The sequence below is a fragment of the Leptospira wolbachii serovar Codice str. CDC genome (assembly GCF_000332515.2).
Taxonomy (GTDB): Bacteria; Spirochaetota; Leptospiria; order Leptospirales; family Leptospiraceae; genus Leptospira_A; species Leptospira_A wolbachii.
Genome location: NZ_AOGZ02000014.1, coordinates 675,271 through 693,925 on the forward strand (window position 1 = coordinate 675,271; position 18,655 = coordinate 693,925).

An 18,655-nucleotide genomic window follows, 5' to 3' on the forward strand; every position below is an offset into this window, starting at 1 on the left:
TTATGTCCATTCTAACCAACTTGGATTTTCACACCATCGTCAACAGTCCCCATTTTTGGAACTCCTGAGTGGCCTGTGGCTGCAATCAGAACCGTAAAAATCCCTACACGACCCACATACATGACAGCGGCATAGAATAACTTTTCAACGTCTCCCAACTGGGAAGTGAGATTCAAACTAAAACCCACTGTCGAAAACGATGAGATCAGCTCGAAAAAGATGACATGTAAAGAATGTTGGTTTTGGTCCAAAATTCCAAGAAATATAAATACAAAAGCCAAGGCAATGGTAGCGAGAAAGTAAACTCGGATAGCAACAGCGACCGAATTCCTGGATACAATCTCTCCAAACAACATAACTGGTTTTGAAGGTTGGATGACGTTTTTCAAATAGGCAAGTAACAGAACAAAGGTGGTGATTTTAATACCACCGGCAGTACCTTGTGGACCACCGCCGATAAACATAAGGACAGTTATGATGATGACCGTAGCATCATTTAGATGCCCGAGGTCCATTGTCGAAAACCCAGCTGTTCGGGAACAGACAGACATAAAAAAAGCATTCGAAATTTTATCAACCAGAGCCATTCCATGGAAGGTATGTGGGTTGGAACGTTCCAAAAAATAAATTCCAAGAAAACCAAACAGAAGCAAGGCGGAAGAGCCATAAACAAGAAGTTTTGACTGGATCCTTGTGGTTTCTCCCCGTAAATGTTTGTTATAGTCTTCAATGCGGTTTTCTAAAAATGCAGAAAACTGTGCGGGAAGTAACAAAAACCTCGGAACATTCCCAGTTTTCAGTGCTTTTTCCATCATTAGAGTTTCTGCCATCACTTCAATGCGGTAGACAATCCGTACAAAAACTGTGAGTAAAAACTTCTCCAAAAGAATGATTACGGGAAATCCAATCCCTCCAAAAATTACAAGTCCAGAAACAATGTATAAAGAAAAAGGATCCAAACGTAAGGCACTCAAATCATCTGTGATCGAAAAACCAGCGTTATTGAACGAAGAGATCGCTGTGAACAAAGAAAAGAACCAGCGAGTGTTTCCCCCTTCCACACCGTCCGGCATGTGCAGATAAAGTCCAATCGCACCTAAAATTTCTAGGGAGAAAGAAATATTGATAATGGAAAGTAACATCCGATTCACTTCGTTTGTGGCAAGTGACTCAGTTTCCGCCTGGGTATCAATAGCGGCACCCACAAAGGCATTAAACCGAGCGTTCCGAGAAATTCCTTGGGTGATAAGAAATCCAACAATTACAGTAAAACTAATGATCCCAAGACCGCCTAGTTGGATGAGAAAAAGCATAATCCAATGGGTTCCTGGATTGAGTCCAGAGAGGGGAACCGGTGAGAGCCCTGTCACACAGATGGAAGAGGCAGAAAGATAAAAACTATCCACGTAGGAAAGTTCCCCTTCTTCAGAAATATAGAGGGCAATCGATCCGATAAGGATGGCGGCAAAGAATCCCAGACATACAAGTCGGGCAAAAGACAATGTTCGAAAAAATCGATTGAAGCGCGCTAGTGGCATATTCCCCTAATCTCTACTTTCTCCAGGATTTTCCCTTTGACCAAAAATCCCAAGTACTTTACAAACGCAGTCCATTTCAGATTTTGGTAGAATCAATTCAACTTTAACCATTATTTTGAGGAAAATATGACCTCTGCGACAGAAACAAAACGCGACCCTAAATTGGACAGAATCCGTAACATCGGAATCTCTGCCCACATTGACTCTGGAAAGACAACTCTTACCGAACGTATTTTATTTTATACGAACAAAATCCATGCCATCCACGAAGTTCGTGGTAAAGACGGTGTGGGTGCTACCATGGACAGTATGGATCTCGAAAGAGAAAGAGGGATCACTATCCAATCAGCGGCAACTTATGCTACTTGGAAAGATATCTCCATCAACATCATCGATACACCAGGCCACGTTGACTTCACGATTGAAGTAGAACGTTCTTTGCGTGTACTTGACTCTGCGATTATGGTTCTTTGTGGGGTTGCTGGTGTTCAGTCACAATCCATCACCGTAGACCGCCAGATGAAACGTTACAATGTTCCACGTGTTGCTTTTATCAATAAACTAGACCGAACAGGTGCTAACCCATGGAGAGTCATCGATCAACTTCGTGAAAAACTTTTCCTAAATGCACATGCGGTTCAACTTCCTATCGGTTTGGAAAATGATCTCAAAGGGATTGTTGACCTTGTCGAAATGAAAGCTTATTACTTCGAAGGCCCAAATGGTCAAGATATCAAAATCACTGATATCCCTGATGAATTAAAAGACCAAGCTAACGAAAAACGTGAAGCTCTTCTTGATGCAGTTTCTCTTTTCAGCGACGAACTCACTGAAGAGTTATTAGAAGGAACTCCTTCTGAAGCACGTGTGAAAGAAGCCATTCGTCGTGGTGTTCTCGCTCTTAAATTTGTTCCTGTATTTATGGGTTCTGCGTTCAAAAACAAAGGAGTCCAAAGACTTCTAGATGGAGTTGCGGATTACCTTGCCTCTCCTTATGATGTTGATAACAAAGCAAAAGAAATCGGAAATGAAGAAAACGAATTCAGCTTAGAATCAGATCCAGAAAAACCACTAGTTTGTCTCGCATTCAAACTAGAAGACGGTCGTTATGGTCAGTTAACTTATGTTCGTGTTTACCAAGGTAGACTCGAAAAAGGTATGACGATCTACAACTCTTCTAACAACAAACGCCATAACATTGGACGTCTCGTTCGTATGCACTCAAACGATATGGAAGATATTGCGAAAGCAGAAGCAGGCGATATCGTAGCACTATTCGGTATCGATTGCGCTTCCGGAGATACTTTCACTGATGGAAAAGCAAAAGTGACTATGGAGTCCATGTTTGTTCCAAACCCGGTAATCTCCCTTACAATTGAATGTAAAGAATCAAAACAACTTCCAAACCTTGCCAAAGCTCTTAACCGTTTCACGAAAGAAGATCCAACCTTCCAAACTGAAATTGATAAAGAGTCTGGTCAAACCATCATCAAAGGGATGGGAGAACTTCACTTAGAAGTATACATTGAACGTATGAAACGTGAATACGGTGTGGATCTAGTCACTGGGGCACCACAAGTAGCGTATCGTGAAACCATTACTAAGTCCGCTGAATTTGATTATACCCATAAAAAACAAACGGGTGGTCAAGGTCAGTTCTCTCGAGTGGCAGGTTTTATCGAACCGATCCCACAAGAAGAAGGAAAAAATTACGAATTCGTGGATAAAATCGTGGGTGGATCCATCCCGCGCGAATACATCGGATCTTGTGATAAGGGTTTCCGTTCTTGTTTAGAAAGAGGATCCCTCATTGGATTCCCTATCATCGGAGTTCGTTGTGTGATCAATGACGGTGCCTACCATGATGTGGATTCATCTGATATGGCCTTCCAAATTGGTGCTCGTTACGGTTTCCGCCAAGGATTCAGCAAAGCAGCTCCTATCATTCTCGAACCAATCATGAGAGTGGAAGTAGAAGGTCCTACTGAATTCCAAGGAGCCATCCTTGCATCAGTGAACCAAAGACGTGGTATGATCTTAAACACTACCGAAGAAAACGGTTATGCGAAGATCGAAGCGGAAGTTCCTCTTGCTGACATGTTCGGTTACTCCACAGTGCTTCGTTCCTCTACACAAGGAAAAGCAGAGTTTGCAATGGAATTTTCCAAGTATGCTCCTGTTCCAAGAAACGTAGCGGACGAGCTTATGAAAAAATACAAGGTCAACAAAACCGAAGAAGACTAAACCTTTCTTCGTCAGTCGTTCGATTTTGGAAAAGGCGGGTTCTCCCGCCTTTTTTATTGCCCTCTATCAGCCAGGTGTCGATACTTTTAGCAGGGATACCGGATGCTAAGACTGCGATACATTCTATTTTTTTTGGGTTTCTTTCTCATACTCCCCATATCCTCCAAACAAAACCCAACAACGGAAGTCCCTTCCGCTTACCGTGTTCTAAAAGGCGATTCCTGGTTTGGAATTGCAAAAAAATTTAAAACCTCCGCCGAGACCTTAGCCAAGTTAAATGGACGTACCACTAAAGAGAATTTATACGAAAGGGAATTACTTCGAATTCCCAAAGGAGAGGAGAAAGTTTCCCTTTCCCCTGCCTCTCTTCTTACCGAAAAACCAGCCCTTCCTTTGGTGCAGAAAGAAAAGGTAGTAAAAAAATTTTCCGAACTGACCTATGACCCCCACAAAGGAATCCAATTCCAACGTGGAGTCTCCTCACTAGTCCGAGCAAGCCTTCCCGGCAAGGTAGTCCATGTGGATTATATGGATGGATATGAAAACTTTGTGATTTTAGAACATCAAAATGGACTGTATTCCGTTTATGGAAACTTGGAAAGAATCCAAGTTACGGAAGGCCAACAAGTAAAGTCAAAAGACCGGTTGGGAATTTTGGCAAAAGACAAAGGCCTTTATTTTCAAGTGAACAAACAAAAATTAAGTTTGAATCCCGAACGAATATTAGAGGCCGGAATTTAATGGCAAACTCAGTCCTTTTCCAATCAGGTTCCGTATATCGAAATGGGAAATTGGAAACGAATGACCTTCTCGTTGATGGAGAAAAAATTTCTGCCATCGAACCCAATCTCTCGCCAAGCAATGAAACCATCAAAATTTCTCTTCAGGGGAAAAAACTTTATCCTGGTTTTATCAATTCCCATGACCACCTACTAGCAAGTTATCTACCCAAAGTTGGAGGAACAGAAAAACATCAGTCTTGGTTGTCCTACGACAATCTCTATAAAAGTTCTGGGGTCTTCGCAGAACGCCAACAAGTAGATCCAGAAATTTTATATTATCTTGGTGGTTATAAAAATCTTTTTGCCGGAGTCACGACTGTATTTGATCATATCCCTCATCAAATACAAAATCCATTCCGGGGAATCCTACCCGTAAAACTGATTTCCGATTATACACTCGCCCACTCGGTCGGAACTTATAGTTTGGGTTGGGGAGAAGGACCTGCTTTAGAATACCGAATGGCAGAACACGCGGGACTTCCTTTTGTGACTCATTTAGCAGAAGGAGTCGATGATGATTCGAAACAATCCCTTCGTTTGCTTGAAAAAATGGATGCTCTTGGCGGACATTCTGTACTCGTACACTGTTTGCCCTTCGGACAAAAAGAAGTCGAAAAAATTTTAGAAAAGGGAGCCTCCGTTGTTTGGTGCCCTACTTCCAACCTTCATATCTTTGGAAAAACCACCAATATCAAACTTTTTTTAGATATGGGAGTTAATGTATGTTTGGGGACAGATTATTCTCCGAGTGGATCTGTTCATTTACTCGATGAGTTAAAAACTGCGAAGTCTATCTACTTTGGGTTATATGGTGAAGAATTAGAAGAATCAACACTTCTTAAAATGGTCACCGAAAATCCAAGAAAGGCTTTTCGATTAGGAAATCCAGATGCACTTATGCCTGGTCTATCTGCCGATTTACTGGTAGTAAACGACGATAAAAAAATATCAGAAATCAATGTGTCAGATCTATCTTGGAAACATATTGATTTAGTTGTGATCGATGGGTATCCCATTTATGGGTCAATAGAATACAAGTCACTCTTTCTTCATTTCGGTTTAGAAACAGAAGAATTTTCCATTGATGGTAAAATCAAGTTGGTTGCTGGTTCACCAAAAAAACTCTTGAAACAAGTTTCTGACAGTGTCGGTTATAAAAAGAGTTTGGCTTTTTTACCTAATTTTTGAAAATGAAGCGCAAGCGAGGCATGAGTTGTCAGGTCCCATAGTTCGTAATTACAAAGGAGGTTCCATCGTCTACTTCGAGAAAGACAAGGCGGAGGATATCTTTGTACTACAAAAAGGTCGTGTTGTACTAACTTACACGAATATCAACGGTGTGGAGCTGAAAGAGGATGTAAAACTCGGTGAGTTTTTCGGAGTTAAGAGTGCCATCGGTCGTTACCCCAGAGAAGAAACGGCACAAGTCATTGGAGCCGCTACAGTTCTTGTCTTCAAAGTCCCCGAATTCGAAAAATTTGTATCTGACAAAACCCATTTGATCATCAAAATGCTAAAGGTGTTCTCAAGCCAACTCCGGCAGGTCCACCGCCAGGTTAGGGAAATCCTCGGCCAAGGGGAAGCCAAGAATCCGGCCTTCGAGCTCATGAATGTGGCCGAAGTTTATTACAAAAATGGCAATTTTGAACATGCGGCTTATGCCTTTGAAAAATACCTACAACATTATCCGGACGGAATGTACGTAGATCGGGCAAGACAACTTGTCGATTTAGCTCGGAAAAAAACACCATTCCCTCTCACCATACAAGAGTTAGTATACAAACCGGAACCGGGTGCACAATCGGGTAAACTGCAAGAGATGTTAAAAACCATGGCAGTACCAGCGCAAAATTCCACTTCCAGCGTTGATCCAAATTCCATCCTTTCCCAATACGACAAAGCATCAACTTTAATGAACGCAGGAAAGTATGCCGATGCCATTGATCTTTTTAAAATGGTTTCAGAGAGAACAGATTCGGTTACGCAGGAAGAAGAACAGTTTGTAGAAAATTCCATGTTTTACATGGGTAAGTCTAGTTTCAAAGCGAAAGACTATCCTGGTGCGATCACACATTTTTCTAATTTTATTAAAAAATATCCCAAGGGTCTTTTACTCAAAGAAAATCTTTACCACCTAGCACTCGCTACAGAGGCATCCGGTGATAAAGAAAAATCTAAACAATTATTCCAAAAGGTAACTCAAATGCCACCTTTGGATGATAGTATCTCAGAAGATGCTAAATCCAAACTCAAGGGAGGGAAGTAGTGAACGACCAGATGTTGGAAGCTATGTTTGGAAAGTTTGGTAAAGTATTCCAACCAAACGAAGTATTGTTTTGTGAATATGAACCAGGAAACGACTTTTACCTCATCAAAGAAGGGAAAGTAAAAATCACAAAAACCATTGGAACCAGTATCAAAACCTTAGATGTTTTAGAAGCTGGGGATATTTTAGGTGAGATGGCCATTTTAGAGGAACAACCGCGTTCTGCCACTGCCATTGCTGTCAATGAAGTTAAGGCTCTCAATTTCAATCGAGCCAATTTTGAGATGCTAATGACCAAAAACCCGGCACTAGCAATGAAACTCCTTCATATTTTTTCCTTTCGCATTTATGATCAAAAACGCCGTTTAATGATCCTTCTTATGGATGATATCATTGGAAAGGTTTGCGATGTCTTTGTTATGTTATACGAAAAACAGTATAACAATGATGTTTATAATGAAATTATCCTTTCTGCTACAGTAGATGACATTGCCAATTGGTGCGCCCAACCTGTGGGTGAAGTGCAAAAGGTGCTTATGCAGTATGTAAAAACAGGCAAACTAGATCTCTATCCGGATAAAATTGTTATTCACAATATCTCCGATTTTCAAAGGATAGTGAATCAGAAACGTAAACCTACGTAAAAGCTCCCATAGCTCAGGTGGATAGAGCACTAGTTTCCTAAACTGGGGACACAGGTTCGAATCCTGTTGGGGGCATAAGATATGGCGGAAGAACCCGGAACTCTACTTTATTACTTAAAGCGGTCTACAGAATTTCTGGAGAAAAAGGAAATTCCAAACCCACGTGTGGATGCGGAATGGATCCTTTCCGACCTACTAAACCTTCCTCGAATCAAACTCTACTCTCAATTTGAAATGCCTCTAGGCCAAAAAGAAATTGATCTCTACAGGATGAGAATTCTAGAACGAAGCAAACGAAAACCCGTAGCCTATATCACTGGCAAAAAAGGGTTTCATAAATTTGAATACTTGGTAACAGACGATGTCCTTATCCCGAGACCAGAAACAGAAGAACTTGTAGATTACCTTTGGAAAGGGAAGGAAAACTTAACAAGAAACGAAACTGGTGAAATCCAAATTTGGGATTTATGTTCTGGGAGTGGATGCATCGGCCTTAGCCTTGCCCAACTTTTAGAATCTAGTCTTGTGACTCTCTCAGACCTCTCGGAAAAAGCCATCGAAGTGAGCCGTCGCAATGCAGAAAAATACCATCTAACAGAAAAAACGGAATTTTATGTTTCCGATTTAGACTTATCTATCCCTAAAGAACTACAATTTGATTTGATTGTCTCCAATCCTCCTTACATTCCAGAATCAGAAAAACCAGAGATTATGCCCGATGTATTAGAATTTGAGCCTCACTTAGCTCTCTTTATTTCGGATTTTAAAGAATTCCACAAACAATTGTTAACTGCCATAAAAAGAAGGTTAAAACCTGGTGGAAAGTTGATGATAGAAACTCATCCTTTGTATATGGATGATGTGGAATCACTAGCAGAGGAACTTGGTTTTGTTAATTCAAAGAAAATTTTAGACAGTTCCAAAAAGGAACGTTTTTTCTTTGCAGAGGTGCCTCCTCTTTCTTAAAGTTTATTTTTCTTTCTCCGCCAGTTGGACAGAAGATTGGATTTTAAAAAGAAGAAGATATAAATCTTTTTCATTAACGTCACTTAAATCCTTTCGAAACACTTCATCTGCGGAGGATATGATAGGAAGGCCTTTCTCCCAAATCTCTTTTCCCTTTTTAGTAAAACGCAAAATATAGAATCGTTTGTCTTTTACGGATACTTCTCGTTTCACCCATGCTTTTTTGACCCAACCATCCACAAGCCTAGATACTGTGGTTTTGTCTTTTACCAAACGATCACTCAGGTCTTTCTGACTTACCGTTTCCGATTCTACTAAAGGAAGGAGCTGCATCCAATCTTCAAATCGCATCCCGATTCCTTTTTTCGTAAATTCATTCGCTAAAAACCGCCTCATCAGAAGCAAGGTTTCGCTCATATAAATTCCCAAATACGTAGAAAGCCCTTTCACAATTCCACTAACATACTTTTATTTGAGCCCATCAAGTCTTTTTTAGTTGCAAAGCGCAACCATATAGTTGCATATTACAACTACATGTATTTTTAATCCGAGGTTCCAAGAGGTTTATTATGAGTTGGACATACCAAACAATCGAAAGAGAGGGATTTGCCCTCCAAGTGGCAAAAAACAACATAGAGGGCCCTCCTCTATTTTGGATCGGAAGTGCCTTGTATTATCCCCGAGTCATCCCCAGGGAAATGGCGGAAAATTACCAAATCACTATCGTGGACCACAGAGGGTTTGCGAAACGAACCAATCCGCAAAAGGAAACTCGGGAAGATTATTCCTTAGAGAAATTATTAGATGATTTTGCTTTCGTCCAAACAGAATTAAAAATACCAGTCTGTCCCGTAATCGGACATTCGGGCCATGGGTATATGGCTCTTGCTTATGCGGCCGAATTTCCAAACTTGGTATCGAAACTTTGTATGGTCTCCACGGGTCCGAGCCATGGGAGTCACATGTCCGAAGCAGAAGTATATTTCCAAAAAGAAGCATCTGACTTGCGTAAGGCGGCTCATGCTCAAAACCAGGTTCAGTTCCAAAAAAATATAGAAACATCACCGGAAGATTTTTTTATACACTACTGTGTGAGTTTGGAGGCCAAAGGTTTTTACAAAATTCCTTTTCCGTCTAGAGAATTTTGGAAAGGAATTCACACAAACAAACTTGCATTTGATTATCTTTTTGGAGAAGTGTTTCGAGACATTGATGTTTCCGAATACTTTAGAAATGTTTCTGTTCCTGTTTGGATTTGTATGGGCAAAGAAGACTTCCAAGTGGCACCCTATTTCACTTGGGAACCAATCTTAAGTGGGTTTCCGAAAATCAAAATGACAGTTTTGGAAGAATGTAGCCACTTACCTTTTTTAGAAAGACCGGAAAGGTTTTTAGAAGCGATGTCGAGTTCAGATAGGAGGTAATAGCCTATTGTGTCTAGTCATTAGCTAATCAAATATCCATCTGGATCCGCTGCTAAATCAACCCAGCCACATAAAAAAACCCGCCACCTTTTCGGTTAGCGGGTCCTTCCAACAAATCGTTGTAGATCAGAAATTAACCAAGCATGTCTTTGACTTCGTTTCTTTCTTCTTTTAACTCATTGTGAGTGATATCAAATTTTTCCTTACCGAAAGCATTGATTTCAAGACCAGTTACGATCTCTACTTTTTTGCCATCAGACTTCAGTGGGTATCCAAAGATTAGTCCTTTGTCCACACCATACTCACCATTGGAATGGCAAGCGGCACTGAACCAGTCACCCGCTTTTGTAGGAGTCACAATGTTATGCACTGTGTCCACTACCGCATTTGCTGCAGAAGCCGCAGAAGATGCCCCGCGTGCAGCGATGATGGCTGCTCCTCTTTTTTGAACGGTAGAGATGAAATCACCCTTTAACCAGTCGTGGTCAGAGATCACATCAGTGGCTACTTTTCCTTTGATTTTTGCATTGTAAAAGTCAGGGTATTGAGTGGCAGAATGGTTTCCCCAAATGGCTACATTGGAAACATCTTTTACAAGAACTCCCGCTTTTTGGGCAAGTTGTGTTTTAGCACGGTTTTCATCAAGACCAGTCATCGCAAACCATCTGTCAGACGGAACACCTTTTGCATTGTTCATTGCAATGAGTGCATTTGTATTACATGGGTTACCAACAACGAGAACTCTTACGTCGCTTGCAGCATTCTTCTCGATTGCTTTTCCTTGTGTTGTAAAAATTCCACCATTGATTTTTAGAAGATCCCCTCTTTCCATTCCTGCTTTTCTCGGAACAGAACCAACAAGAAGTGCCCAGTTAATGTCACGAAACGCCTCATCAATGTTAGAAGAAACAGATACTTTTTCCAAAAGAGGGAAAGCACAGTCGTCCAATTCCATAATGACACCTTTAGCAGCAGGAAGGGCTTGTTCTAATTCCAATAATTGGAGTTCCACTGCAGTGTCAGGTCCAAACATTTGTCCTGAAGCGATACGAAATAGTAGTGCGTATCCGATTTGTCCGGCAGCACCAGTAACAGCAACTTTTACTTTTTTGCTCATATAATTTTCCTTTAAATTTATAATCTATTATTGTTTTAGTTCTTTTTGGATGATCTCATCAAAGTTTTCGAAAGGCAATGCTCCCGAAATGAAAATTCCATTGATAAAGAATGCTGGAGTTCCACTCACACCCACTTTTTGCCCATCTTGAATGTCCGCATCAATTTCTGCTTTTAGATTACTTGCATTTTTCATACAAGCTTGGTATTTGTCTTTGGGCATTCCTGCTTTTACGATGAGTGCATCTACATTCGCTTTTGCTAAGTTCCCGCTGTTTTCAAAAAGTATATTAAACACATCCCAATACTTTCCTTCCGAAATAGTGCAATTAGCAGCCATGTGGGCATACATTGCATCTTGGTGGAAAGGAAGCGGAAAGTCACGGAAAACCCAACGGATTTGGCCTTTGTATTTTTCACGAAGTTTTTGATTCACATCTTGGCTTCTTTTACAGAAAGGACACTCAAAATCAGAGAATTCTACAATGGTGATTTTTGCATCTTTAGGGCCAATGGAAGGGTTATTTTTTTCCTCCACAGTAACTCTTACTGCTTCTGCTTCTTTGATCAAAAACTCAACAGGGTATTTTGTAACGATGTCGCGGTAAACATTGCGGCTATGTTCTTGTTCTTGTTGGTTTTTTAAAAATCCAATAATTTTGTCCTTCGTCTCATTTAAAGATTTTCCACCTAATTGGTCTTTGTTGGACACATAGACATTCATAATATCTTCTTCTGATGGTTCTCTAGGAGTAAATCCTTGGGTCAATACTTCGGATGGTTTTATGTTTTTGTCTTTGGCAATGAGTTCAAATAGTTTGTCTTGAGCAAATTCACCAAGCGTGTTTTTGATAAGTGCCTTGTATTCCGATTGGAATTTAGAATAGGCAATGGGAGAAGTTTCTTTCACATCACTCAAGTCATATTTTTTTCCACCGATACTCACTGCATCTTGGGTAATGTATTCCCGAACAAAGGAAGGAATACTGACAATAAAGAGAAGGGCGAAAACGAGGTTAGTCGCAAGGACGATTTTGGAGATGGGGTTTTCCATCCACTTTTTAAAAATATTTTCCATCCCTGCCAGCTTCCCGGCCATAAAGCGAGCAATCAAACGGAAAAATCTGAAAAAAAATATCGATTTTCGCTAAAGCCTACCTCGAAATATCCGAAAATCTGAGGGAGGGAAAAGGATATTTTTTCTCAAAGAGCTGATCCTGAACACGGAGGTTTGGGAAAAATGAACACAATTAACATTCAAGGAAACTCGCACGTTTCGGTCCCCCCCACGATACCAACCCAAACTGGGAAACAATCGGAGGAAGGTAATGATTCGCTTTTCGAAAAGTCGCAAAATCTGCGGGCAACAAAAAAGGTAGAAGCGGAAAGAGAGGCAAAGTTAAAGCCGGAAGATTTGGTATTAAAACCAACTCCTGCTTCTCTGGAAGAAAAACTAAACCAAATCATTTCACCCGAAGAAGTGAAAGACTTACTTTCTCTCGTGACACGAACTCCCCTACCTTCCCCCAAAAGTCATAAGGTAGATACCAAAAGGTAAGTTTGTTCCTTAGCATTGCCATTCTTGACAGCTTTATCCTAGTTCTTAGCGGAGTATTGACCATTTCCGTTTTGGGACTAGGACTTGTTGTATACAATCAATTCATCCATCCTGTCATCTCAAGGAAAGAATCCGATCGGTTCATCCCCGTTCAAACGGGCGACAAATAAGCCGGTTTGCCACCTTTCAAATTGGATGTAAAACTGGGCAACTGGCAACCCGGTGTAATGCGATCTCGGAAGACCATCTTATCTTCCAATTCAAAAAAAGTCGTGATAGTGAAGATTATACCATTACTGTTTTAAAGAACGGACCCACTTTCTACAAACCACCGCGGATGGAACATTACGGAAAGATGGAATCTAAAGAAACCTTCGAATCCTATGAAGTCATTGGCCACCCTGCCGAATTTCGCATCTCCGATAAAATTGCCAAAGAACGGATGGTAAACTATATCGAAGTCTCTCTCACCTCCTCCTTTTATTTTAATAGGTCAGGAAAGGAACGAATGAAATTTACATTTGAAGTGGGAAAAATCCATCCGGGGATCAACAGGAAGGCAAGATTTCGTGGAGATGTATATGGATTTGGAAAAGAAGAAGGGGCCGAAGAAGATTAAACAAGAAACTATTTTGTTTGGATGCGAACTCCGAGTCCATCGGGTTTGACACGTTTGAATGTATATGCAATGTTTGCTGCGCCCATCACTTGAGATACCATCTTTTCCAATTCCGTTTGTTTGGTTTTCACTGACTTCCTTTCCAAAAATACAAGTAAACTTGGACCAGAACCAGACAAACAATACCCAATCCCTGCTTGTTTAAAACGATCCGCTAACGGATACAAAGGCGAAGACTTCGGAATTCTGTAGGGAGTGTGCATTTTATCTTCTAAACCAACGAGTAAATCACCAAACTTACGTTTGTCTAAAAAATGCATCCAAGCACCAATGCGAGATAAATTAAAAATGACATCGGCTGTTGCGTAGGTTTTCGGAAGTGCTTTCCTTGATTCCTCAGTTGAAACATGAAACTCTGGTGTTAGAACAAAAATAGCAACAGAAGAAGGAAATTTTTTACGGAAATATCTCAGCTTTTCACCAAACGTAGAATAGGCGAAAACAAATCCACCTAGATAAGCCGGCAAAGTATTATCAGGATGGCCTTCAAATTCCGCTAAATACTGAGTAAATGTTGGCTCTGTTGGTACTGTGGTTGGTTCCAATCTTTTGTGAACTTCCCTTGCCAAAGAGAGGCCCGCAACAATGGCAGATGCACTAGAACCAAGTCCCCCTTTTAAGGGTAAGGATAAACTCATTTTGCAATGGTAAGGAGGTGCAGTTCTGCTAGGTAAAAACTTTTCGAAATAGGAAAGATAAGACTGATAAACCAGATCTTCTTTTTCAGAAAACGGCAAGGGTTTGCCGTTTTTTAATTCTGTTTTTGATTCAGTAATTTCTTTTGAAAAACTAAATTCAAATTCATTACGAAGATCGAGAGCAAGACCCATAAGGTCAAAACCAGGCCCCAAGTTGGCGGAAGTTCCTGGCACTTGGATAAAAATCTTAGGAAGGCGAATCATCGTTTCGCCCAGGCTCTAAGAACGGTTTCCAAAATCAACCTCTCTTTCTTTCTAAGAATTGTTCCCCAAATCTGTAAGTCTACCTAGAAGACCGGAAGGGATCTTTGCTCTTTATTCGGACCAAAGTTTTTTCAAATCACTAGCAATGTTCTTTTGCATGGCTTCGTTCGTTCCGCCACCAATACTGAGTAAGATGGCATCTCTATGCAACCGTTCCACAGGATATTCTCGGCAATACCCATACCCACCTAAAACTTGGATGGCATTTCTTGAGACTCGCTCCGCCATTTGGGTCGCAACCAGTTTTGCGGAAGCTGCACCCAGAGAGTTTCTTACATCAGGTCCAAGTTCACTGGCCACATGATAAACAAGAGCTCTGGCAGCTTGGTAATCAGCATAAGACTCGGCAACCATCCTTTGGATTTGACCAAACTCCATCAGTTTTTTACCAAAGGCTTCCCTGTGACGGATAGTATAATCACACATGATATCGATACAACGACGAGCAATGCCTAAAGACTGGGCTGCAAGAGTCACACGTTCTATTTCTAAATTCCGCATCATGTGAGTGACCGCACCATTCTCGATACCGAGTAAATTTTCTTCTGGAACTTCCATATCTTCAAAAACTAGTTGGGTGGTAGGTGAAGAACGCATCCCCATCTTCTCTTCTTTTTTCCCGACCGAAAAACCCTTGTAAGACGACTCGATCACAAAAGAGGTCATTTTTTTCCCATTTTTTTCCAGCTTAGTATAGAGAACAAAAACTTGTCCGATGGATCCGTTCGTGATATATTGTTTTACACCGTTGATGACATAACGATCTCCCTTTTTGACAGCATGAGTTGTCATTCCAAGAACATCCGTTCCGGCACCAGGTTCAGTCATCCCCATTCCACCAATCCATTCGCCAGTAATGACCTTACTCAAATAACGGACTCTCTGTGAAGGGTTGGAGCTATAGAAAAAATTATTCACAAAAAGGACTTCGTGGGCCAAATAAGAAAGAGTAAAACCTGGATCAAACCGAGACATCTCTTCATGGATAATGACTGCGGCAAGTGGATCAAGTCCATGCCCACCATCGGCTTCCGGTACTGTAATCCCAAAAATTCCAAGTTCGGAACCCAACCGTTTGAAAAGCATGGTATTGAATGTTTCTTTTTCGTCATTTTCCTTTGCTTGTTCGTCCATCTCCCTTTCCGCAAAAGATGCCACAGACTCTCTAAGTGCCAGATGGTCTTCTGTAGGATTGAATAGATCTAGTGATGATTTTTTTGTCGAAAGCGTACTCATGGAGATAATTTTTTCGTACTTTTACTCAGCCTGTAAACGAAAAAACCAGCACTCATTACATTCTCTCAATTGAAATCGCTACAAAAACGAACAGTTTTTCATTTAAAGTGGCAAACAATAGTGGGAACTTTTATAGATACGCTAACGAGAGTTATTTTGCCTTATCTGCATTGACACAACTTACTTAAAGATAAAACAAAAACTACACGGACCAATAGAACAACTACTTATAACTAGTGATTATCCTATGAGGAAATTCCTATGTAACAAAAAGTAATAATGATTTTAAGGAATCGATTTACAATTTATTGATTCTATACAAACTTCACCATAATATCAGGAATATCTTTCGTCTTATAAACCAAAATTAGAATGAGCACTAACGATACAAACATAGTACCAAGAGAAAAGCTCGCCAAATTTGAGTTAACTGAAGAGTCTTTAAATAGTTTTCGCAAAAACAAAAACATTCCTCTCGATCTCTACAATAAAGATGGGCAAATCCTCATTCATAAAAAAAGGAACCCTTCAGAAGCCGATTTCGGTAAACTTCTTAAGTTTGAGATGCAAGGTGTTTACTTCCTGATCTCGGAGCTTCGAAAAACCAAACCCAATGGTGCTGAAAGTGCCTTTTTAGAACCAGGTCGGACCACTAAACTATTTGATCAGGAAAAAACATCTCGTTTCGCCAAACAATCCCAGGCTCTCATTGAAGATTTACGCAAAACATCCTTCTCTTCTGACCAAGCCGTCTTTGTCCAAAACTCAGTAAACGAACTTCTCACTGACTTCACAAGTAATCCTGACTACGAACTTGGTATCTTTAATATTTTAGAAATCCTTGGTGTTGCTGGCGTTTCCGTAGAATCGGAACTGATGACCAAACGCACAGTAGTTGCCATGGGAATGAAGGTTCGCACAAAAAAAATTGTGAATGAAGGGAAAGAAGAATCGAATAAAAAAGATCATCTAAGTCTTATGATGGCAAGTTATTTGGCAGACGTGGGGTATTCCCGGCTTGATATCAAAAACAATCCCAAACTCACAAAAGAAGAATATGCAGTAGTCCAACAACACCCTATCATCAGTTATTTGATGACCCTACCTGCCCCAGAAATTGATTCTCACGTACGCACACTGATTTTAAACCACCACAGACCTTATCGTGGCAATGGAGTGAACAATAACTTTCCAGATCCAAGATCACTTTTTACGAAACTTATGTCTGTCCGTGACAAGTATAATAAAGAAGTAGGTAAAGAAAGAATCACCCAAGATATCGAACTCCAACTCCACTTACAAGAAAACAATGTCACATCTTCTAGTTTTGAAGAAGATATCGCTATACTCTCACTTGCCAGTGAATACGCATCGCTTACGTCCAACCAACCCTGGAGACCTGCATTCAAATCATCCACCGCATTAAAAATGATTTTGAATGATTCATTTTTCTCTTATAGCAATAAAAATATCAGACATCTCCTCGACTATGTGGGAAGTTCTCTTACTAATAACGAAAACATTGTCAACTTTGGTGATTTTGTGATTACCGCTTCTGTGGATTCTGAAAGACGAGCCCATTTTGATATCTGTATTGTTCTCGATGTCGGCCGTTACCAAACACGCCCCAAACTCCAAAGAATTTGTAGCATCAACCCAGTGTTCCAAAAAGGAAACAAATTCAAAATTGCAGACTTTGATTTACACAGCATCAAAATTGATCGCAGAAAAGCCATTATGGATTTGGCTTTGCAAGCGGGTACCACCCGCGTCATTTATATCATAGACCCAGAATTAAACCCGGCCCTTCACGAAGCGGTTTACAAAATCAATATGGCCTCTTAAGCCACGTTTGGCGAATAAAGATGGATTTTTTGCTCTCTCCCGGATAGAGCTACAAATTCCTTTTTATCCCAACCGGTGGGAGAACCTATTTCTAACCAAACTGCTTCCGAAATTAAAAAAGATACACTCAGATCTTTACAGGCCGACTCAATCCGTGAAGCAGTGTTGACTGTATCGCCAATGACAGTGTATTCCATCCTTTCTTCCGAACCAATGCTCCCACAAAACACTTCCCCCGTGTGAATCCCAATTCCGATTTTAATCTCACTTAAACCTTCTGCGATTCGTTCTTTGTTCCACTGCATAAGTTCATCTAACATGGAATTTGCGGCAAGAACGGCATTTTTTGTATCTTCCCCTTCTGTTTCAGAAGGTGAAGGAGTTCCAAAAGTTGCCATCACCGCATCCCCGATGAATTTATCCAAACTTCCTTTATATTTAAAAATCGCTCGTACCATACGCCGACGAAACTCTGTTAAAAAAATGGAGAGTTCTTCTGGATCCATCGGTTCCGAAAACTGAGTGAACCCTCGGATGTCGCTAAATAGAACTGTTACCTTCTGTCTTTTACCCTTGCCGATGACTTCTGGTTCAGAAACAATTTCAGAAACTAAATCAGGGGAAAAATAACGAGATAAAGTAGTCTTTTGAGATTCCGCTGCCGCAAATTTCAATAACATTCGAAGACTTCGAAAAATTGCATAAGAGACAGCAAAAACTAACGTAAGATAAATGGCTGGTTTGGTAACCAGTGCATCTGCCATAATGATTTGGTCTCCTAAAACATAACGATACCAATCCAAACCACTGATTGCCTGCGAATCCATTAATGCAAAAATAATGAATCCGTAATAACTAATTAAAAAACAAACAAAAGAAAAGTTCGCAAGAGAAAATCTGTATTGGAACAAACTAAGAGACAATGGAAGAAGATAGAACACAACCAAGGGAGATTTGACAAGAAAGTTGGGATTTCCTTCCCCCTTCAAAAGATACCAACTGATAATAGTGATGGTGACAAGAAGGTTATCTATGAATAAACTAATATAATCATATTTTGTTTTCCAATGGCCCTTACTTTTTTTTAAAATTTGAGCATGAAGGAATGTATTGAGAAAGTAAAACCCTAGGGCAACAAAATTGATTAAAAAACCCGACAAAGAATCTGTATTACTCAAATTGGCTACCGCACTGGCAGCTAAGGCCAAACCAATCACATACCGAAATCGGACGGCAAATAATGCCCCCATTTGTTCTTCTTGGAATAAAAGCTCCGACATATACCGAGGGAACTGGTCTCGGATACAATACACAGATCGAATGGCCTGAACAATAGAGTGGAACATAGGCCAACATTCCATCATGGAAAGTTTTACTGGCAAGGGAATTTTCTTT

General features: G+C 40.5%; 18 protein-coding genes and 1 tRNA gene. 12 read left to right on the forward strand and 7 right to left on the reverse strand.

The features are described from left to right. Window positions 1-11 precede the first annotated feature (11 nt). Window positions 12-1,538 carry a TrkH family potassium uptake protein gene (locus tag LEP1GSC195_RS08660; protein WP_015682223.1) on the reverse strand — a complete coding sequence of 509 codons (1,527 nt, stop codon included), beginning with the start codon at window positions 1,536-1,538 and terminating at the stop codon, window positions 12-14. A gap of 126 nt (window positions 1,539-1,664) precedes the next feature. Here LEP1GSC195_RS08660 and fusA point away from each other — a divergent pair, with 126 nt between their 5' ends. The 7 genes from fusA to prmC all read left to right on the forward strand — a co-directional run bounded on the left by fusA (window position 1,665) and on the right by prmC (window position 8,440). Continuing rightward, complete coding sequence (gene fusA / locus LEP1GSC195_RS08665) at window positions 1,665-3,782, forward strand: elongation factor G (RefSeq protein ID WP_015682680.1); 2,118 nt, start codon at window positions 1,665-1,667, stop codon at window positions 3,780-3,782. Window positions 3,783-3,884: 102 nt separating this feature from the next. Beyond that, entirely contained in the window at window positions 3,885-4,523 is a 639-nt protein-coding gene (locus LEP1GSC195_RS08670) for an LIC_10271 family cell wall hydrolase (protein ID WP_015680685.1), read from the forward strand. Continuing rightward, on the forward strand, window positions 4,523-5,752 hold the full coding sequence (locus LEP1GSC195_RS08675) for an amidohydrolase family protein (protein WP_015682047.1): 1,230 nt from the start codon (window positions 4,523-4,525) through the stop codon (window positions 5,750-5,752). Before LEP1GSC195_RS08670 ends, LEP1GSC195_RS08675 begins: the two co-directional genes overlap by 1 nt. Window positions 5,753-5,777: 25 nt before the next feature. Beyond that, entirely contained in the window at window positions 5,778-6,830 is a 1,053-nt protein-coding gene (locus tag LEP1GSC195_RS08680) for a tetratricopeptide repeat protein (RefSeq protein ID WP_015681692.1), read from the forward strand. 11 nt (window positions 6,831-6,841) lie between these two features. Then, complete coding sequence (locus tag LEP1GSC195_RS08685) at window positions 6,842-7,474, forward strand: Crp/Fnr family transcriptional regulator (protein ID WP_015681348.1); 633 nt, start codon at window positions 6,842-6,844, stop codon at window positions 7,472-7,474. A 2-nt stretch (window positions 7,475-7,476) separates the two neighbouring features. Next, window positions 7,477-7,549 (forward strand) — tRNA-Arg (locus LEP1GSC195_RS08690). Between the two features lie 6 nt (window positions 7,550-7,555). After that, window positions 7,556-8,440: a peptide chain release factor N(5)-glutamine methyltransferase gene (prmC, locus tag LEP1GSC195_RS08695; protein ID WP_015682306.1), complete on the forward strand. Its 885-nt coding sequence runs from the start codon at window positions 7,556-7,558 to the stop codon at window positions 8,438-8,440. Between the two features lie 3 nt (window positions 8,441-8,443). Here prmC and LEP1GSC195_RS08700 read toward each other — a convergent pair whose 3' ends face one another. Continuing rightward, window positions 8,444-8,857 carry a MarR family winged helix-turn-helix transcriptional regulator gene (locus LEP1GSC195_RS08700; protein ID WP_015681708.1) on the reverse strand — a complete coding sequence of 138 codons (414 nt, stop codon included), beginning with the start codon at window positions 8,855-8,857 and terminating at the stop codon, window positions 8,444-8,446. 152 nt (window positions 8,858-9,009) lie between these two features. On the opposite strand from LEP1GSC195_RS08700, the gene LEP1GSC195_RS08705 reads away from it, so the two are divergent. Next, window positions 9,010-9,864, forward strand: a complete 855-nt coding sequence (locus LEP1GSC195_RS08705; protein WP_015681589.1) for an alpha/beta fold hydrolase — start codon at window positions 9,010-9,012, stop codon at window positions 9,862-9,864. Between the two features lie 133 nt (window positions 9,865-9,997). Here the strand turns inward: LEP1GSC195_RS08705 and LEP1GSC195_RS08710 are convergent, their stop codons facing one another. Both LEP1GSC195_RS08710 and LEP1GSC195_RS08715 read right to left on the reverse strand, forming a co-directional pair. After that, window positions 9,998-10,981: a malate dehydrogenase gene (locus LEP1GSC195_RS08710; protein ID WP_015680985.1), complete on the reverse strand. Its 984-nt coding sequence runs from the start codon at window positions 10,979-10,981 to the stop codon at window positions 9,998-10,000. 27 nt (window positions 10,982-11,008) lie between these two features. After that, entirely contained in the window at window positions 11,009-12,058 is a 1,050-nt protein-coding gene (locus tag LEP1GSC195_RS08715) for a DsbA family protein (protein WP_015682410.1), read from the reverse strand. Window positions 12,059-12,220: 162 nt separating this feature from the next. Between LEP1GSC195_RS08715 and LEP1GSC195_RS08720 the strand changes: the two genes are divergently transcribed. The 3 genes from LEP1GSC195_RS08720 to LEP1GSC195_RS19985 all read left to right on the forward strand — a co-directional run bounded on the left by LEP1GSC195_RS08720 (window position 12,221) and on the right by LEP1GSC195_RS19985 (window position 13,157). Next, entirely contained in the window at window positions 12,221-12,538 is a 318-nt protein-coding gene (locus LEP1GSC195_RS08720) for a hypothetical protein (RefSeq protein WP_015681873.1), read from the forward strand. A gap of 2 nt (window positions 12,539-12,540) precedes the next feature. Further along, window positions 12,541-12,708: a hypothetical protein gene (locus LEP1GSC195_RS19980; RefSeq protein WP_232227741.1), complete on the forward strand. Its 168-nt coding sequence runs from the start codon at window positions 12,541-12,543 to the stop codon at window positions 12,706-12,708. A gap of 185 nt (window positions 12,709-12,893) precedes the next feature. Continuing rightward, the gene (locus tag LEP1GSC195_RS19985; RefSeq protein WP_232227742.1) at window positions 12,894-13,157 is read left to right on the forward strand and encodes a hypothetical protein; all 264 of its coding nucleotides are present in this window, start codon (window positions 12,894-12,896) and stop codon (window positions 13,155-13,157) included. A gap of 8 nt (window positions 13,158-13,165) precedes the next feature. On the opposite strand, the gene thrB is transcribed toward LEP1GSC195_RS19985, so the two are convergent. Both thrB and LEP1GSC195_RS08735 read right to left on the reverse strand, forming a co-directional pair. Further along, window positions 13,166-14,119, reverse strand: a complete 954-nt coding sequence (gene thrB, locus LEP1GSC195_RS08730; protein WP_015681077.1) for a homoserine kinase — start codon at window positions 14,117-14,119, stop codon at window positions 13,166-13,168. A gap of 111 nt (window positions 14,120-14,230) precedes the next feature. Further along, window positions 14,231-15,415: an acyl-CoA dehydrogenase family protein gene (locus LEP1GSC195_RS08735; protein WP_015680600.1), complete on the reverse strand. Its 1,185-nt coding sequence runs from the start codon at window positions 15,413-15,415 to the stop codon at window positions 14,231-14,233. Window positions 15,416-15,787: 372 nt separating this feature from the next. On the opposite strand from LEP1GSC195_RS08735, the gene LEP1GSC195_RS08740 reads away from it, so the two are divergent. Continuing rightward, window positions 15,788-17,260 carry an HD-GYP domain-containing protein gene (locus LEP1GSC195_RS08740; RefSeq protein ID WP_015682210.1) on the forward strand — a complete coding sequence of 491 codons (1,473 nt, stop codon included), beginning with the start codon at window positions 15,788-15,790 and terminating at the stop codon, window positions 17,258-17,260. Here the strand turns inward: LEP1GSC195_RS08740 and LEP1GSC195_RS08745 are convergent. Beyond that, window positions 17,257-18,606: an adenylate/guanylate cyclase domain-containing protein gene (locus tag LEP1GSC195_RS08745; protein WP_015682738.1), complete on the reverse strand. Its 1,350-nt coding sequence runs from the start codon at window positions 18,604-18,606 to the stop codon at window positions 17,257-17,259. The two genes, LEP1GSC195_RS08740 and LEP1GSC195_RS08745, sit on opposite strands and share 4 nt — an antisense overlap. Between the last annotated feature and the right edge of the window lie 49 nt (window positions 18,607-18,655).

Excerpts from the sequence above, each read along its gene's own strand:
- LEP1GSC195_RS08710 (WP_015680985.1), bottom strand. The coding sequence starts at position 10,981 with ATGAGCAAAAAAGTAAAAGTTGCTGTTACTGGTGCTGCCGGACAAATC.
- LEP1GSC195_RS08685 (WP_015681348.1), top strand. The coding sequence starts at position 6,842 with ATGTTGGAAGCTATGTTTGGAAAGTTTGGTAAAGTATTCCAACCAAAC.
- LEP1GSC195_RS08720 (WP_015681873.1), top strand. The coding sequence starts at position 12,221 with ATGAACACAATTAACATTCAAGGAAACTCGCACGTTTCGGTCCCCCCC.
- LEP1GSC195_RS08745 (WP_015682738.1), bottom strand. The coding sequence starts at position 18,606 with ATGTTCCACTCTATTGTTCAGGCCATTCGATCTGTGTATTGTATCCGA.
- LEP1GSC195_RS08660 (WP_015682223.1), bottom strand. The coding sequence starts at position 1,538 with ATGCCACTAGCGCGCTTCAATCGATTTTTTCGAACATTGTCTTTTGCC.
- LEP1GSC195_RS08675 (WP_015682047.1), top strand. The coding sequence starts at position 4,523 with ATGGCAAACTCAGTCCTTTTCCAATCAGGTTCCGTATATCGAAATGGG.
- thrB (WP_015681077.1), bottom strand. The coding sequence starts at position 14,119 with ATGATTCGCCTTCCTAAGATTTTTATCCAAGTGCCAGGAACTTCCGCC.
- LEP1GSC195_RS19985 (WP_232227742.1), top strand. The coding sequence starts at position 12,894 with ATGGAATCTAAAGAAACCTTCGAATCCTATGAAGTCATTGGCCACCCT.
- LEP1GSC195_RS08740 (WP_015682210.1), top strand. The coding sequence starts at position 15,788 with ATGAGCACTAACGATACAAACATAGTACCAAGAGAAAAGCTCGCCAAA.
- LEP1GSC195_RS08700 (WP_015681708.1), bottom strand. The coding sequence starts at position 8,857 with ATGAGCGAAACCTTGCTTCTGATGAGGCGGTTTTTAGCGAATGAATTT.
- LEP1GSC195_RS08705 (WP_015681589.1), top strand. The coding sequence starts at position 9,010 with ATGAGTTGGACATACCAAACAATCGAAAGAGAGGGATTTGCCCTCCAA.
- fusA (WP_015682680.1), top strand. The coding sequence starts at position 1,665 with ATGACCTCTGCGACAGAAACAAAACGCGACCCTAAATTGGACAGAATC.
- prmC (WP_015682306.1), top strand. The coding sequence starts at position 7,556 with ATGGCGGAAGAACCCGGAACTCTACTTTATTACTTAAAGCGGTCTACA.
- LEP1GSC195_RS08735 (WP_015680600.1), bottom strand. The coding sequence starts at position 15,415 with ATGAGTACGCTTTCGACAAAAAAATCATCACTAGATCTATTCAATCCT.
- LEP1GSC195_RS08715 (WP_015682410.1), bottom strand. The coding sequence starts at position 12,058 with ATGGAAAATATTTTTAAAAAGTGGATGGAAAACCCCATCTCCAAAATC.
- LEP1GSC195_RS08670 (WP_015680685.1), top strand. The coding sequence starts at position 3,885 with ATGCTAAGACTGCGATACATTCTATTTTTTTTGGGTTTCTTTCTCATA.